The organism is Paenibacillus mendelii (assembly GCF_024498075.1).
Taxonomy (GTDB): Bacteria; Bacillota; Bacilli; order Paenibacillales; family Paenibacillaceae; genus Paenibacillus_Z; species Paenibacillus_Z mendelii.
Genome location: NZ_JANHOF010000004.1, coordinates 632,766 through 650,430, shown reverse-complemented (window position 1 = coordinate 650,430; position 17,665 = coordinate 632,766). Strand labels below are relative to the sequence as shown.

Here is a 17,665-nt window from a genome sequence, read left to right as displayed (position 1 = left end):
ATGGCTGTATTCATTCGATATGTGGAGTTGAACGTTAATGGGTAACCTTATTGCAAATGAAAACACACAGACGGGTACGTTGAACTGGCAGCTTACCCAATATGAGTTTGAAGAGTTGAATAGCGGTCTTGGATCAAATCTGATCCCTGGAGCCCGTTCCGCTGCGATTGAGGGATATGCTTCACAAACTAGCGTCTATCCGGGGGAAAGCATCGATTTCATGGTGAGCACATTGCCTGCCTGTCGGTTCATTGTGGATATTTTCCGGCTAGGATATTACGGCGGCACCGGCGGCCGGCATATGCTGCAGCTCGGTCCGTTCGAAGGAGAAGAACAACCGGTGCCGCCGGAGACCGTGGAACGGCTGCGGGAATGCGAGTGGCAGCCTAGCGTGACCCTGCGGATTCCTGACGAATGGATCAGCGGCGTTTACCTGGCCAAGCTGACGAAACAAGCATCCTTGCGAGCCCAGAGCTACCTAGTTTTTGTAGTGAAGCAGCGAAGGAAAACGGACATTCTCGTTCAAGTAAGCGATCTGACCTGGCAGGCATATAACAAATGGCCCGGGACCAGCTCGCTTTACGATGACGGATCGAATCCCTGGTTTACCGGCCCTAATGTTCGGGTAAGCTTCGATCGGCCGTACGGCAAGTACTTTCAGGTCGTCGACTCACCATTATCCTGCGGTTCCGGTGAATTTCTACTATGGGAGTTCCCGCTCGCCTACTGGCTTGAGGCCGAAGGCTACGATGTAACGTACTGCTCCAATCTCGATCTTCATAGTGATCCAAGCTTATTGGAAACCTGTCAAGTATTTATTTCCGCCGGACATGATGAATATTGGACAAGGGACATGTACCGACATGCATCGGCCGCTCGGGATCATGGGGTCAGCCTTCTCTTTCTATCCGGCAACGCCGTATACCATGAGATCATCCCTTATGCAAGTAACGTCACCGACGCGCCGAATCGTTCATTTGCAAGGCAACAGCGATTTGTGGATGAGCATGAATTGATGGGAGCCGCCTCGTTTGCTTCGGGGTATGGCGACTGGACGGTGGTGAATCCGGAGCATTGGGTGTTTGCGGGCACCGGCATGAAGGCGGGCGACTGCATTCCCGGGTTGATCGGGTGGGAGTATCACGGTTTACCATTCAAGGAAATAGAGGGTCTGGAAATATTGGCCCATAGCGATTTGGTAGGGAATGAGCCTGCAGCTCTGGAAATTGCGGATGGTACTCTGCGTATGGGCGATGGCAAGCATGCGGCTGTTATTTATCCGGGTCCGCGCAATAACTGGGTGTTCAACGCAGGGACGATCTGGTGGGCGGAGGGATTAAGCAATCCGCCCGGCCACATTCCGGCCTCGGGCACGTTTGGCCGGGTACTCGGTCCAGACCCTAGAGTCCAACAAATCACACGAAATTTGTTGGCCCGTTGTTTAAGGGATAACCCGGATAAGGCGGGTGCGGATTGAAGAGGTGCTTGAAGGAAGCTGAACGCCATATGCCGGAGAGATGTTAACCCCGAGCGGCGATGCCGATTCGGCTCCAGACAAGTAAAAAGGCCTATCCTTCCTAATATTGGGGGGTAGGCTTTTGTGTGAACCGGGTTCATTATCCAATCTCATCGCCTTTGAGAAGCTTGGCATTGCTTCGATATTGAACAGGCGTTACCCCATAAACCTTTTTGAACAGCGTGAAAAAGTGGCTTCTGCTTAGAAATCCGCAGCTTTCCATAATCGTATTGATGGCTTCGTCCGATGATGCGATCCGATCCCTCGCAGACGAAAGCCGGATACCGTTGATGAAATCCGTTATCGAGATCAGGCGGTGCTTCTTGAACAGCTTCCCTAAATAGGACGGAGATAAATTCACTTGTTCGGCAATCGTAACCAAGGATAAGGCCGGATTGGCATACTCCTTCTGAATAATTGAAGTCACTTCATCGAGCAGCTTGATATATTTATTGTCTTTCTTTGATTCCAGTTCAATCGATAGCTTCTCGAATAAATCCATAAAGTCGGATTGTATTTGTTCCAAGGTTTCAATCTTTTGCACCTTGGCAAGATAAATATTGAAATTGAAATTGACGTTAATGGAATGGTTGGCCTCTAACACTTCGATCGCGTGGCGAATGGACAATAGCAAGCGAATCAGAACGGAATTCAGAATGGTCAAGCTATGCTTGGAAGCATATTGAATGATGGCGGACAATGCAGCCTTAGCGTCGTTTAATTGACCTTGGATCAAAGCGTCGGACATCTTCTTATCCTGGTCCTGAGGAAATTTGAAATCGTCTGTGTGAACAGGCAAGTTCTCATTGAAAATCAGCGATTGATGCCCAAAGACCAACCGGTAGAAGGACAGGTCCAACGTTTTCAAATAATGATGCCTTAGACCGGATAGCGTTTCAAACCGTTCGCTGAACGTAACGGATATCGATAGATTCAAATATTGGCTCACATGCTCTTGAATTTTTCTGAACGAACCCGTTAACTGCTCATGGTCTGAAGGCAAGGCTGCCGAGCTGATCAAGACGAGAATCTGATCTTCATCCATATTGATGCATTCATGCGCATAAACGCCGGATAGCAGCTCCGAGACGATATTGATAACGCCGTATTTCAATAAGCTGCGGTCGGTCATGTTATATTTGGCGCAAAATTCAGCATAGTCGTCAATTTTGATGAGCACGGCCAGAAAGGAATCGGAGGGCTTGAGCGCAATATGATATTTGGTAAACTGCGTCTGAAAGGACTCAATCGAAACGGAATCGTCCGAAACGACCATTTTCCGCAAAAACTCCTGTTTTTTGTAGTGAAAATCGTTCCTCTCAAAAACGTTATAATTCTGGATCACTAATCGCATAGGCAAGTACAGCTTTCGTGAAAAATACAACGAGAGCGCAATACTCCCTATAATGAAGCAAAGCACCAGCAGATAGGTTTTATGCTTCATTTTGACGATTTCTTTGACGATTTCGGAATACGGCGTAATGCTGATCAATTTCCAGCCGAATACATCGGTAGCTGCGTAGGTCACGAACGAATCCACGCCATCGACATCGATTCGAAGATTTCCGCTGCTTTCGGCGGAAGCGTGGATCATTTGAATATAGTCTTTATCCTTTAAATCGCTTTGAAGCGGATGGATGGAATCGCTGGACAATAGAATCCCGTTACGGTCGATCATGAAAATCCGGTTTATTTTGTCATCCGAAGAACCGATGCTTTGCCTCACCCATTCCTCTGAAATATTCAGGACGATGGCTTCGCTGACTTTGCCGCTTTGAACCTGGGAATCAAAGAATAGATAGGAATAGACATATATGTAATCGCTTGCATTGGTTGATAAATCGGCTAATGGGTTTGGGATCTTGCGAAGAACAATGCTGTGCGTCCTATTGTTTTGGATGTCGTCCAAAATCGTGAAAATCCCTTTATCGTCAAAGGTGCTGCGGTCGGAAACAAAGTCCATGCTCGGTACCGAATGAATGTTATGACCGTTATAAATATAAATCGATTGCAGGAACGGATAAAGGTTTTTGTATAATTCCAGTTTCCTTTGATATTTCCTGTAGTCCTCCGAGTGGACATCCGAATACAGGAGATCTTGGATGCCTTCGTCAAAAAAGGCGCTGGTCGCAACCGAATTGGCGCTTTGCTCCATGAGACTGACGTTTCTGCTCGTATTCTGCAGATCGGTTTGCTGCTGATTATATACCATTTCAAGAGCGAACTTTTCGAATATACGTCCTTGAAAGGAGAATTGGACGAAGATCACGAGAAGCGTGCTCAATAAAAATGGAAGCAGAATCGTTAGAAAAAGCTGGAACGGATTTTTTAATATGAACTTTTTTATCATAGATGCACCCCTTCGAACTAAAGTCTAACCTGAAAGGCGAGGACGAATCAATCGCCTAAATGGCGTTAAGCGTAAAAGTGCTCATTTTAGAACAAAAATCCGCTATGAGAACTTCGGTTTTTCGCGATACAGAACCACAGAAACGTTTTAGAACTGGCGGTTTTGAAGCGCAAAACCTACTATGGAGCCAAGGACAGATAAACCCATCATTACACCCGGCGAAAGGAGTCTCACATTCCGTGAAGAAGCAGCAAGGAATACTACGCACACAGTCTTATAAGAAGAATATTCAATTAGGCATTCTGGCACTTCCGGCAATCCTGCTTATCTTTGTCTTCTCGTATGTTCCGATGGCTGGCATCTTCATTGCTTTCAAGAACATCAACTACGAGAAAGGCTTGTTTCACAGTCCGTGGGTCGGCTTCGACAACTTCAAATTCTTTTTTACTTCGAACGATGTCTGGCTTGTTGTAAGGAACACGCTTTCCTACAATATCCTGTTCATCGCAGTTGGGACATTGCTCTCCATCGTGTTCGCGATTCTCTTGAACGAAGTCTTAAGCAGAAGAATGGTGAAAGCGTATCAAACGATCTTTTTCTTCCCTTATTTCTTTTCATGGATCATTGTCGCGTATATGACCTATTCCTTTATTGGACCGTACGGCGTGCTAACCTCATTATTGGAACGGATTGGCATCAATTTTGATTTCTACACCGAAACCTGGGTTTGGCCCATCCTATTAACGTTAGTGAGCATATGGAAGGGTCTCGGATATATGAGCATCATTTTTTATGCTGGCATCATGGGGATCTCTCAAGAGTATTTTGAAGCTGCCGCAATAGACGGGGCCACGAAACTTCAAATGATCCGCAAAATAACGATTCCGCTATTGATGCCGTTAATTACGATCATGACGCTTCTATCCATTGGCAAAATATTTTACTCGGATTTCGGCTTGTTCTTCTTCGTTCCTAGGGAGATCGGACAGCTGTACCCCGTCACGCAAGTTATCGACACGTATGTTTATCGGATGCTGAAGGCTTCAGGCGATCTGGGCATGTCCTCCGCCGTAGGGTTATTTCAATCCGCGATGGGTTTCATCGTCGTACTGCTCAGTAATTTTGTCGTGAAAAAAGTAAATGAAGAAAATAAGTTATTTTAATCAAACAGCAAAGGAAGTAGGCACATGGCATTCAAGAAAATAGGGCCGCAGGTATGGATCAACCTATTGTTCATTTTGTTTTGTCTATCTTGTATTTTTCCTCTTTTCGCGATTCTCTCGGTTTCGTTCAGCAATGAAACGGACATCATCCAGAACGGGTATCGCTTATTTCCCGCCATGTTCGATTTCTCTGCATACGCTTACATTCTTTATAAGCCGCTGCAGATCTTAAACGCTTTCAAAGTATCGATATTTGTCAGTTTTTTCGGTACGCTTGTTTCTCTATTGATTACGGCTGGAATCGCATATCCACTGGCTCGTGAAGATTTTAAACTGAAAAACAAGCTGAGCTTTTACGTTTTTTTCACGATGCTGTTTAATGGCGGCTTGGTTCCGACCTACATGCTGATCAACAATTATCTTCATCTAAGCAACACGATCTGGGTGTTGATTCTACCTTATTTGGCCGTTCCGTGGTTTATCCTGATCTTAAGGTCCTTTATGCAGAAAATACCGCACAGCATCATTGAATCCTGCATGATGGACGGAGCAAGCGAGTTTCGCATCTTCTTTCAAATCATTCTTCCGCTTGCCAAACCGGGTCTTGCTACGGTTGCTCTATTTATGCTGCTGCAGTATTGGAACGATTGGTGGCTGAGCCTGCTCTATATCGAGAAGGAGAGTCTCGTGCCTCTGCAATTTATGCTTTACCGGATGATGAATAACATTTCGTTTCTTACGAATTCCAGCAATATGATGCCTCCGGGAATGAAAAATGTCGTACTCCCGTCCGAATCCGCCCGAATGGCGATGGCGATCGTTGCGGCAGGTCCTATGCTGCTCGTCTTCCCGTTCTTCCAAAAATATTTCGTTCGGGGGCTTACAGTCGGTGCGGTAAAAGGTTAGCTTAGATATGGGGTAACCCCCAGTTTAAGAATAGATGACCAGATGAAAGAGGAGGGTTACAAATGTTTAGAAAAATGAAATGGTCAAAAGCGCTGATCGTTGCGGCAGCCTTGGTACTGCTTGCTGCTTGCTCGACACCACCCAGTGAAAAGCCAAGCGAAGCTTCGAACAAGCCAACCCCGGAAGCATCGCAAAATTCGGATGCAGACTTGCCTGAGGTCAAGCTGACCTGGTATTTTCCGGGCAGTTTTCCTCAAGCCGATCAGGAATTGGTTTTTGCCGAAGTGAATAAGAAGTTGAAAGAGAAGATCAATGCCACCGTTGATTTTAAACCGCTTGGCTTCGGCGAATACGATCAGAAGATGCAGGTGGTTATCGCCTCCGGCGCGCCTTACGATATCGCATTTACTTCGAATTGGATCAACATCTATAGTCAGAATGTAGCGAAGGGCGCCTTCCTGCCTCTGGATGATTTGCTTGCCCAGTATGCGCCGAAATCGTTTGCGGCTGTCCCGCAATCATTCTGGGATGCTGCCAGGGTCAAAGGGAAAATATACGGATTCGTCAATGAGCAGATTGCCGCAAGGACGCCTGCGGTAGTCGTTTCGAAGGAAGAAGCGGAGAAATACAAGCTGGATATCCCGGCCATAAGCGGGAAGCTCACCCCGGATACCTTGCCTTTGCTCGAGCCCTATCTTCAAAACGTTCGAAAGGATTTTCCGCAGAAGGGATTTGTGACTTCGCTTGTTCAATTGGACGGACTATTCTTCAATCTGGAGCCTATTGCAGGGATACAGATTCCGGGTGCCGTCGATTTCTCGGATCCTACGCTTAAAGTAGTCAATCAATATGAAACGGAAGGAGTAAAAAAATACGCGGCACTGATGCGAGAATGGAACGCCAAAGGATATTTGAATTCGAGCGAACGTATTTCCAAGAAAGCAGATGACGGCACGGAGGTCAAGGCAGGCAAGGTTGCCGTAGGGATCGGCGGCTCCTATAAACCTGGCGGTGAAGTGGAGTTATCGGCGGAAGTGGGGTATGAAAGACTTCAGCTTCCTTCCGGAACGGCACATCTAACGACTGGCGGCATCATCGCTACTATGCAAGCAATTAACCGAAATTCTAAAAATCCGGAAAGAGCCCTGATGCTTCTTGAACTGATAAACACGGATAAAGAGATTTACAATCTATTGAACTTCGGTATTCAAGATAAGCACTTCAAGCTGGATGCGGACGGATTTATGGTCAAGGAGGGTGATGCGAGCCAAGCGTATAATCCGAATGTGCCTTGGATGTTCGCTACTAATTTCCTTGCCTATGTGGAGAAAGGTAAGTCGAAGACCGTTTGGGAAGAAACAAAGCAAGTGAATAAGGACGCTGCGCCATCCCAATTACTAGGATTTACCTTCGATGCTGAACCGGTGAAGGCTGAGATCGGAAAAGTAAGCGCACTATTTGACGAGTATTCCCGGGCCATTGATTTAGGGGTTAGCACAGAAGCCAAATACAATGAATTTTTGGCCAAACAGAAGGTAGCAGGGTCTGATAAGATCATTGCGGAAATGCAAAAGCAAATCGACGCTTGGAAAGCCGCGAAGTAACGGTTGCACTCCCAACCATGGCGGAAGCCGGGTTGGGAGTAAATTGGGATTGGAGGAATTGTATCCGATGAAGGGTTATTACGGGAAATTAAACAAGGTATTGCTCAGCATGATGCTTGGCTTTTCCACATTATTATCCGTGTCCTCGTTTCCGCAAAGTACTTATGCAGCCGCTACATTTCTTTTTGCTTCGCCTGCCGGGAGCGGCAGTAAATGTACCGTAGATGCTCCTTGTTCGCTTGATGGCGCTCAAGCGAAGGTTCGCACGCTGAACACGAGCATGACAGAAGACATTATCGTTTATTTGCGAGGCGGGACTTACGCCTTAACGTCGACCTTCGAGCTTACGTCGGCGGACTCCGGTACGGGAGGCTTTCAAGTGATTTATGAAGCCTATCCGGGGGAAACGCCGGTGCTAAGCGGCGGGCAAACAATCGCAGACTGGAGCTTGTTTGACAGCGGACAGAACATTTACCGTTCTTATGTCGGCACGGAATTAAATACGCGGCAGCTCTATGTGGATGGGGTACGGGCTACGCGAGCCCGCGGCGCCGACAACCCTGCAGGCTTCACGAAAACAACCACGGGCTATACAGCCCCGAATACGAGCATGTCCAGCTGGGGAAATCAAAGCCAGGTGGAAATCGTCGGCTTTAACGCGTGGAAAAGCTTCCGCTGCCCGGTTTCATCGATATCGGGCAATGCCGTTACCGTTCAGAACCATTGCTGGAACAATTCGCAGCTCAGCGGAACTCCCGGGTTGAACGCGATCGCCTGGTTTGAGAATGCTTACGAGCTGCTGGATGAGGAAGGCGAATGGTATTTGGACCGGACTGCCGGTTACCTCTACTATAAGCCGCTTGTCGGCCAAAATATGGCGTCAGCCGTTGCCGTCGCACCGACTTTGCAAACCTTGCTCAGCGGAACGGGAACATTGGATGAACCGCTTCAAAACGTGCAAATCAAAGGTCTTACATTTGCCTATGCCACATGGCTGCAGCCGAGTACGAACGATGGCTACGTACCGCTTCAAGCGGGGTTTACCTATACCGGGTTACATGCTTCCGCTACCCAAGACTTAACGAAGACTCTCGGTAACATTACCTTCCGAGCGGCAAAATCCGTTCGGCTGGAGCGCAACAGGTTCACCCATTTGGGCGGAGCCGGCCTAGTGTTCGAATACGGAAGCCAGAACAATACGATCATCGGGAACACATTCGATGATATTTCCGCGAGCGCGATCCTGATCGGCGATGTGACGCCGAGTCATGTTAACCCTGCCGACATCAGGGAGCGCAACAGCCATAACACCGTTCAGAGCAACTATATTTCGCATGCGGGAGCGGAATATTATGATTCGCCGGGCATATTCGGCGGCTATACGAGCTACTCCACCATCAAGCACAATGAGGTGGCGAACCTGCCCTATACGGGCATTTCGCAAGGCTGGGGCTGGGGAACCAATTCGTATGCGCAAAATAATCAAATCACCAACAATTACATTCACGATGTGATGAACGTACTCGGGGATGGAGGAGGGATATACACCTTAAGCGCTCAGCCGGACTCTACGATTAGCGGTAATCATTTGCAAAATATGTACGGCTCTTATGGAGGCTGGGGTATTTATCCGGATGAAGGCAGCGCGTATTTCACCATAACGAACAACGTGGTCGAACAAACGGGAAGATGGATTTCGATGTGGACGGGCACGATTCATGACAACATTGTTCAGCATAATTATTCGGATACGCCGAGCATGGCCAATGCATGTACGAATTGCACGGTAACCGACAATACGATTGTCAGGAACGGGAGCTGGCCGGCCGAAGCGCAAACCATCATGAACCATGCAGGTTTGGAGCAAGCTTACTGGGATTTATCGCCGCTTACCAGTCATCTGGACCATCCTTGGCCGGCATGGGATCAGGACGGAAATACAAGCAAGGAATGGATAGCGCCGACCCGGGGCTTTGTGAGACTGGCGGACACGCTAAGCAGCGCAAATAACGCTGTGATTGGAAGCGTTTACAAGAATGACGCCGTTATTTGGGGGCCGCAGCCCGTATTGCAGGGAGAAGCGACAAGCTATCAGTTGAATTTGAAGGTGCTCAAGGGCGACAGGTTGCGGTTTGTCCTTAATGGCGACGGAAACCCTGATTTGAATACGATCAGCTGGAATCCCACCCTTAAATTCGATGCCGTTCCTGCAGCTTGCGAATTTATCAAATTTGATGTCCCGGTACAGCTGCAATCCAAAATTAATACAGGCACGAGAGAAATCTTCGTAACGGTACAAGACGATACAGATCTTACCGATCTTGTCCCAGACGCGGAAATATCGGAAGAATGCCGTAGCGTTCCAGGGATTGGAGTGGCAAGGGATTTCAGCCGGATGGTCACTTACGACTTACAGGACGATGAGGGTACGTTCAGCAAAACCTGGAAAGTATTTGTTACCAAAATGTCGGCTGCATCCGGTATTAAAGGCTATAACCTCAATCAAGAAGTCGGCGATACCGACAAGTGGGTTACCGATGGAAGCTCCACGAAGGTTGCGGGAGAAGGAAGCCTTGCGATCAGCAACGGTTCTGCCGCTTATCAAGGGAGAACGTTCCAGAACGAACTGCTGGAGTTCGAGATGAAATCGGATTCGGCAGGAGGTGTGGAATGGCCGGCCATCAGCATCCGGCAGAAAGCAGCGGATAAAGTGCTGTGGGATCCGGTGAACGAGGGGTATATTCTTGTATTCAAACCGGACGTCATCGAGCTGCAACGATTCAACGGCGGGGTGCGCACGGTATTCTACGGCAATATCGACGGCATAGGAGGAAGCGAAGGCCAGCTGCCCAACCATGTATTCGAAATGGGCAAGAAGCATCTGGTGCAGTTTGGTGCGCTGAACACGGCAGAGGGCGTGAGGCTCGCAGCATACGTGGACGGCAAGAAGATTATCGATTATGTCGATAGCGGAAGCGGAAAAATCAGTTCAGCCGGCTATATGGGGGTATATGCGTATTCGGCGCCTGTCACTTTGGGGGCGGTACCGGTCATTCATAACCTCAATCCAGAAATTGGCGATACCGGCAAGTGGGTTACCGATGGAAGCTCCACGAAGGTTGCGGGAGAAGGAAGCCTTGCGGTCAGCAGCGGTTCTGCCGCTTATCAAGGGAGAACGTTCCAGAATGAGCTGCTGGAGTTCGAGATGAAATCGGATTCGGCAGGCGGAGTAGAATGGCCGGCCATCAGTATCCGGCAGAAAGCAGCGGATAAAGTGCTGTGGGATCCGGCGAATGAAGGATATATTCTGGTTTTCAAACCGGATGTCATCGAGCTGCAACGATTCAACGCCGGCGTGCGCACGGTATTTTACGGCAACGTCGACGGCATGGAAGGAAGCGAAGGCCAGCTGCCCAACCATGTATTCGAAATGGGCAAGAAGCATCTGGTGCAGTTCGGTGCGCTGAACACGGCAGAGGGCGTGAGGCTCGCCGCATACGTGGACGGCAAGAAGATTATCGATTATGTCGATAGCGGAAGCGGCAAAATCACTTCGGCCGGCTATATGGGGGTATATGCGTACTCGGCGCCTGTCACTTTGGGAGCGGTACCGGTCATTCATAACCTCAATCAAGAAATCGTCGATACCGACAAATGGGTTACCGATGGAAGCTCCACGAAGGATGCAGGAGAAGGCAGCCTTGCGGTCAGCAGCGGCTCTGCCGCTTATCAAGGGAGAACGTTCCAGAACGAACTGCTGGAGTTCGAGATGAAATCGGATTCGGCAGGCGGCGTGGAATGGCCGGCTATAAGTATCCGGCAGAAAGCAGCGGATAAAGTGCTGTGGGATCCGGCGAATGAAGGATATATTCTGGTTTTCAAACCGGATGTCATCGAGCTGCAACGATTCAACGCCGGCGTGCGCACGGTATTTTACGGCAACGTCGACGGCATGGAAGGAAGCGAAGGCCAGCTGCCCAACCATGTATTCGAAATGGGCAAGAAGCATCTGGTGCAGTTCGGTGCGCTGAACACGGCAGAGGGTGTAAGGCTTGCCGCATACGTGGACGGCAAGAAGATTATCGATTATGTCGATACCGGAAGCGGCAAAATCACTTCGGCCGGCTATATGGGGGTATATGCGTATTCGGCCCCTGTCGTATTAAGCCGCGTGTTTGATACAAACCAAGGAACGGCAGGCCCGCCGCCAACTACGCCGTCAACGCCAAGGCCAGGCGAGAATTTGGCCTTAAACCAACCGGCAACCGCTTTTTTCGCGGACGGAAGCCGGGCCAGAATGTGGACCGGATTCGAAGCGGCCAAGGCTGTCGACGGGAACACCGCGACATATGCGTTAGCGGACGGCGAACATCTCTGGCAGCTGCAGGTGGATTTGGGCTCCGTTCATCACATTGACCGAATTGTCGTGAAAATGCCTGAGAACCTGTATGCGACCGAGTTCGATATTAGAACATCGACGGATGGGGCAGCCTTTACAACTGTAAAACAGGTCACGGGATTCACTTCCGGAACAAGTGACAATAAGATTGCGGAGACAACGGCCAGATATGTCCGCGTCGTTGCCGTCAAACCGGATGGTCCTGATCAGACGGGCCTAGAAATGGCTGTTTCGGAGTTGGAGGTATACAATCCGATACCAACCAGGCCGCTAACCACGACGCCAATGCCAACCCCGACACCAATACCGACGCCGGCGCCGACACCGAAGGCAATTCCCGCCTTGGACAATGTTATTGCTGCATCGGTAAAGCATGAATTGGAAGCGGCGCTTATCAATTTGATTAACCGAAAACCAGTCGGCGAGGATGCGCAAACAACGCAAAGAAAGGCGACTAACGCTGCGGAAGAGGCTATCTGGAAGCTATCCGAATTGAAGGTTAACGATTTTGTAATTGTAGATGAAGATACGTCCGTATTTGATGTGGAGGTTGATTCCTTTACTGACGTGTTCGCATCAATAAAAGCCCATGCGGGCGAGTTAAATGCGATATTAGCACGGCTTCATCCCAAGGCTGAGCCAGCTAAGGTAATGGTAACGCTCGATCTGGGCGAGCAGTCAGCCAAGCACGCCGAAATCAGGCTTAGCAAAGAATTCGTGCAACAAGCTAAAGCTGCTGGCCTTGCATCTATTGCCGTTATGATTAACGGCGTTTCGTTAACGATCGATGTCAATGAACTTCTTCTTCACGGCAGTACGACGCTGCATGTATCCAAACAAGCGCCATCCGCAGCAGAGGATGTTACGCATCTGAAGGTGGTTTCGGATGTGTATGCTATTGAATTTACAAACGCTGCGAAAAGCAAAGTCACCTTTGCGAAGCCTGTCATCGTCAAATTGCCGATTGCCGGCACGGCGGGCGTAGATCCCGACTTATTCTCGCTTGCCAAAGTGATGGACGGGAAATTAGTGTTTTACGGCGGCAGGTATAACCCGGCAGCGAAATATTTTGAAGCCGAGCGCCACACATTCTCCACCTATGCGGTTGTTGAAAACAAGGTGATTTTTAACGATACCGCAGGTGTGGAAGCATGGGCGGGCCAAGCGATCAGAACCGCAGCTGCCAAGGGCATTATCGAAGGTCGGGGAGAGGGCAATTATGCGCCCAACGACAACGTTACCCGCGCAGAGTTCGCAGTCATGATCGTGAGGACGTTTCACTTGGAAGACAGTACGGGAGCTCTAGCATTTAAGGATGTTCAAGCGAATGACTGGTATCGATCCTCGCTGGCGGCAGCGGTAAAGGCCGGCATTATTAACGGTCGAAGCGATGATCGGTTCGCACCCAACGAAACGATCACCCGCGCCGAAATGGCAGCCATCGCCGCCAGAGCGCTGACGATTGTCAAGGGCTACAAGATCGCAACCAATGCAAAGGCGGCTCTGCTGCCACTCGGCGATGCGAATGAGATTCATGCTTCCTTAGCCGACGGAATCGCGTATGCCTTCAGCAAAGGAATCGTTATCGGATCAGGCGGAAGCTTGCATCCTAACCGCTCGTCCACGCGCGCTGAAGCGGCCGTCATGATTTCAAGATTACTCATGCAATAAACCTGTGCTGCAGGGCCGTTCAACATCCCTCTCCTTGTATCAACGTCACGGGGAGGGAAGACCTTGCTTGTGCACGCAAGCGGACAGGACAGACACGGATTTCAAACGATTACGTATTCATCTCCATAATTCAAATTGAATGGGAGGAATAGTGTCCGATGAAGAGAAGAACCGGAACGTTTAGTAAGGCTTTGCTCAGCATCATACTTGGCTGTTCAGCTTTATTGTTGTCTGTTTCCTCGTTTCCGCAGCGTGCATTTGCAGCTGCAACATTGCTTTACGCATCACCCGCGGGCAGTGGAAGCGCGTGTACCTTAGCAGCTCCTTGTTCGCTTGCCGGCGCTCAAACGAAGGTTCGTACGCTCAATGCGAACATGACGGGAGATATTATCGTTTATTTACGAGGCGGTGCCTACAACTTAACGTCAACCTTCGAGCTTACTTCGGCTGATTCCGGCACGGGAGGCTTTCAGGTCATTTATGAAGCCTATCAGGGGGAGGTGCCGATGCTTAGCGGCGGGCAAACGATCACAAACTGGAGTTTATTCGACAGCGGGAAAAACATATACCGTTCGTATGTCGGCACTGCCCTGAATACGCGGCAGCTGTACGTGAACGGGGTTCGGGCGACGCGTGCCAGGGGCGCCGATAATCCTGCCGGCTTTACCAAAACGTCCACAGGTTTTACCGCTGCGGACAACGTCATGTCCGGCTGGGGAAATAAAAACAATATCGAACTTGTTGGCTTTCACACATGGAAGAGCTTCCGCTGCCCGGTTTCATCGATATCGGGAACGACCGTTACCGTGCAGAACAATTGCTGGAACAACTCGCAGCTAAGCGGCACACCTGGCATGGACTCGATAGCCTGGATTGAAAATGCCTACGAGCTGCTGGATGCGGAAGGCGAATGGTATTTGGACCGGTCGGCCGGGTACCTCTACTATAAGCCGTTTGCCGGAGAAAATATGGCGACAGCCGCTGCCGTTGCGCCAACGCTGCAAACGCTGCTCAGCGGAACGGGAACGCTGAATGATCCGCTTCAGCACGTGCAAATCAAAGGCCTTACGTTCGCTTATGCCACATGGCTGCAGCCGAGTACGGGCGATGGCTACGTACCGCTTCAAGCGGGGTTTACCTTCACGGGATTTCATAATGAGGTTTCCCAGAACGTGACGAAGACCCCGGGCAATGTTACGTTTCGTGCGGCTAAATCTGTGAGGCTGGAGCGCAACAGGTTCATCCATTTAGGAGGAGCCGGCCTTGTTTTCGAATACGGAAGCCAGAACAATACGATCATCGGTAACACATTCGAAGATATTTCCGCGGGCGCCATCCAGGTCGGCGATGTGACGATTAGCCACGTCAACCCTGCCGATATCAGGGAACGCAACACCCATAACACCGTTCAAAGCAAGCAACTATATTTCGCATGCGGGAGCGGAATATTTTGATGCGCCGGGCATATTCGGCGGGTATACGAGTTACTCGACTATTACGCACAATGAGGTGGCAAACCTGCCTTATACGGGCATTTTGCAAGGCTGGGGCTGGGGCACCGATTCTTACGCGCAGCATAATCAAATCACTAATAATTACATTCACGATGTGATGAAGGTACTCGCGGATGGAGGAGGGATCTATACCTTAAGCGCACAGCCGGACTCTACGATTAGCGGCAATCATTTGCAGCATATGTATGGAACATACGGAGGCTGGGGGATTTATCCGGATGAGGGCAGCGCTTATTTTACGATTACGGGCAATGTGGTGAGGCAAACGGACAAATGGATATCCATGTGGACGGACTCAATTCATGATAATATCGTTCAACATAATTATTCGGATACGGCAAGTATGACCAATGCGTGCGCGAATTGTACGGTATCCGGCAATACAACGGTAACAAACGGTATATGGCCTGCCGACGCTCTAACGATTATGAGCAATCGGGGATCGAACCGGCTTATCAAGATATAAAACCGCCAGCCTCATCCAATCCGAACCTGGCCTTGAACAAAGCCGCAACCGCTTATTTCTCGGATGGAAGCACAGCCAGTATGTTTTCTGGATATGATGCGGCCAAAGCTGTTGACGGCAACGCCGCTTCCTATGCACTGGCGAACGGCCAGCACATCTGGCAGCTGCAGGTGGATTTGGGGGCCAGTCAAAGCATTGGCAGGATGGTAGTGAAAATGCCTCAATCCCTCTATGCCACCGCATTTGATCTTCAAACGTCGACGGACGGTGTAACCTTCGCGACGGTCAAGCAAGTAACGGGATTCAGTTCCGGAACAAGCAGCAATACGATCCCCGTGATAAAGGCCAGATATGTCCGCGTCGTTGCCGTGGCACCGAGCGGTCCGGATCAAGCCGGGGTAGAAATGGCCATATCAGAATTAGAAGTATACGCTCCGACGCCCAATCAGAATTTGGCTTACAATCAAGCCGCAACCGCTTATTTCTCGAATGGAAGTCCTGCGAGTATGTGGTCGGGATTCGAAGCGTCAAGGGCAGTCGACGGAAACGGCGCTACGTATGCGCTGGCAAACGGCCAACACGTCTGGGAGCTGCAGGTTGATTTAGGGTTCAATCAAAGCATCGGCAGAGTCGTCGTGAAAATGCCGTCAACCCTGTATGCCACCGCGTTTGATATTCAAACGTCGACGGACGGAGCCGTCTTTACAACCGCCAAACAAGTAACGGGATTCGCTTCGGGAACGAGCTACAATGTGATTGCTGCGACCAATGCCAGGTATGTCCGCGTCGTTGCCGTGGCACCAAACGGACCGAATCAGACCGGGGTAGAGATGGCAATCTCGGAATTGGAAGTCTATTACTGAATGACTATGGCTTAAGATCAGATTAGATAGCTTGATTAGAATGATAGGAGAAGTGACAAATGACGATCAAGATAGGAATTGTCGGCGTGAGGGGCCTTAGCATGATGACCGGCTTTAAGTCCATTCCCGATACCGAAGTCGTAGCGCTTTGCGATCTGGATGAAGACTATCTAAACATGCAAGCCCAGACTCATGGTATTCCCCGCACATATAGAATTTTTGAAGACATGCTCGCCTCGGATATCGATGCCGTGGTCATTTCTACGCCGATGCAGCTGCACATGCTGCAAACCATTCAAGCGCTGCAGAGCGGAAAGCATGTTTTGTGCGAGGTTACGGCCGGCGTAACGATGGATGAATTATGGTGGCTGAAAGAAACTGTAGAGCAGTCCGGGAAGGTGTACATGCTAGCCGAGAACTACTGCTATATCCCGCAAAACCAGCTCATCGGCAGCATGGTCAGGGAGGGAATGTTCGGCGAGATTTATTTCGGCGAAGGCGAATATTTGCACAATACTCGCGATCTTGCTTATCGGTTCAACCGCCCTGGCGTAGAGGAGAGCGCGACTCCTTCGTGGCGCAAATACTGGCAGCTCGGCAAACGAGGCAACTTTTATCCGACGCATAGTCTAGGGCCCGTCATGCAATGGTTTCAGGGCGACCGCATTCAATCCGTCTCCACTTTCGCGACCGGCTGGCATACGGACAATCGCTTTAGACAAGAGGATACGTCCATCACGCTGTGCCAGATGGAGAGCGGGAAGCTGATCAAGCTCCGGTTGGACTGCATGTCGAACCGCCCGCACAATATGAGCTATTATACGCTTCAGGGGACGAAGGGCAGCTATGAAGCGCCGCGCGGACTCGGGGATCAGCATAAAGTGTATGTTACCGCGGACGGCGAAAATCCGGATCATGCGCAGTGGCGACCGCTCAGCGACTTTAACGAGCATTTGCCTGAAAGATACAGGAACATAACGGAGGAGCAACAATCCGCAGGCCATTGGGGCGGCGATTACTTCATCGTAGAAGATTTCGTCAACGCCGTGAAGGGGATGCAGAAGCCGGCAATCGACGTCTATGATGCTTGCGAATGGACCGCTGTGGCGCTACTGTCCGAGCTGTCGGTCATGAACGGCGGGCGGACGATGGAAATGCCTGATTTTCGTAAAAACTCGTCGTTCAGCGACCAGATCATCAAATTGTGAGGATT

General features: G+C 49.8%; 10 protein-coding genes. 9 read left to right on the top strand and 1 reads right to left on the bottom strand.

The annotated features are described in order from the left end of the window. Positions 1–37 precede the first annotated feature (37 nt). On the top strand, positions 38–1,477 hold the full coding sequence (locus tag NNL21_RS17255; protein WP_204818485.1) for a N,N-dimethylformamidase beta subunit family domain-containing protein: 1,440 nt from the start codon (positions 38–40) through the stop codon (positions 1,475–1,477). 139 nt (positions 1,478–1,616) lie between these two features. Here the strand turns inward: NNL21_RS17255 and NNL21_RS17250 are convergent, their stop codons facing one another. Continuing rightward, the gene (locus NNL21_RS17250; RefSeq protein ID WP_204818484.1) at positions 1,617–3,866 is read right to left on the bottom strand and encodes a helix-turn-helix domain-containing protein; all 2,250 of its coding nucleotides are present in this window, start codon (positions 3,864–3,866) and stop codon (positions 1,617–1,619) included. A gap of 239 nt (positions 3,867–4,105) precedes the next feature. Between NNL21_RS17250 and NNL21_RS17245 the strand changes: the two genes are divergently transcribed. The 8 genes from NNL21_RS17245 (at position 4,106) to NNL21_RS17210 (ending at position 17,660) form a co-directional block, all read left to right on the top strand. After that, positions 4,106–5,029, top strand: coding sequence for an ABC transporter permease (locus NNL21_RS17245; RefSeq protein WP_256555293.1), 924 nt, complete (start codon positions 4,106–4,108; stop codon positions 5,027–5,029). Between the two features lie 24 nt (positions 5,030–5,053). Further along, on the top strand, positions 5,054–5,935 hold the full coding sequence (locus NNL21_RS17240) for a carbohydrate ABC transporter permease (protein ID WP_204818482.1): 882 nt from the start codon (positions 5,054–5,056) through the stop codon (positions 5,933–5,935). A gap of 62 nt (positions 5,936–5,997) precedes the next feature. Next, positions 5,998–7,539: an ABC transporter substrate-binding protein gene (locus NNL21_RS17235; RefSeq protein ID WP_204818481.1), complete on the top strand. Its 1,542-nt coding sequence runs from the start codon at positions 5,998–6,000 to the stop codon at positions 7,537–7,539. Between the two features lie 49 nt (positions 7,540–7,588). Next, the gene (locus tag NNL21_RS17230; protein WP_204818480.1) at positions 7,589–13,609 is read left to right on the top strand and encodes an S-layer homology domain-containing protein; all 6,021 of its coding nucleotides are present in this window, start codon (positions 7,589–7,591) and stop codon (positions 13,607–13,609) included. A gap of 158 nt (positions 13,610–13,767) precedes the next feature. Next, positions 13,768–15,063, top strand: a complete 1,296-nt coding sequence (locus NNL21_RS17225) for a right-handed parallel beta-helix repeat-containing protein (protein ID WP_204818479.1) — start codon at positions 13,768–13,770, stop codon at positions 15,061–15,063. Positions 15,064–15,118: 55 nt separating this feature from the next. Next, the gene (locus NNL21_RS17220) at positions 15,119–15,589 is read left to right on the top strand and encodes a hypothetical protein (RefSeq protein ID WP_507176559.1); all 471 of its coding nucleotides are present in this window, start codon (positions 15,119–15,121) and stop codon (positions 15,587–15,589) included. Beyond that, complete coding sequence (locus NNL21_RS17215) at positions 15,526–16,452, top strand: discoidin domain-containing protein (protein WP_204818478.1); 927 nt, start codon at positions 15,526–15,528, stop codon at positions 16,450–16,452. Before NNL21_RS17220 ends, NNL21_RS17215 begins: the two co-directional genes overlap by 64 nt. A gap of 59 nt (positions 16,453–16,511) precedes the next feature. Next, positions 16,512–17,660: a Gfo/Idh/MocA family protein gene (locus NNL21_RS17210; RefSeq protein WP_204818477.1), complete on the top strand. Its 1,149-nt coding sequence runs from the start codon at positions 16,512–16,514 to the stop codon at positions 17,658–17,660. Positions 17,661–17,665: the final 5 nt, after the last annotated feature.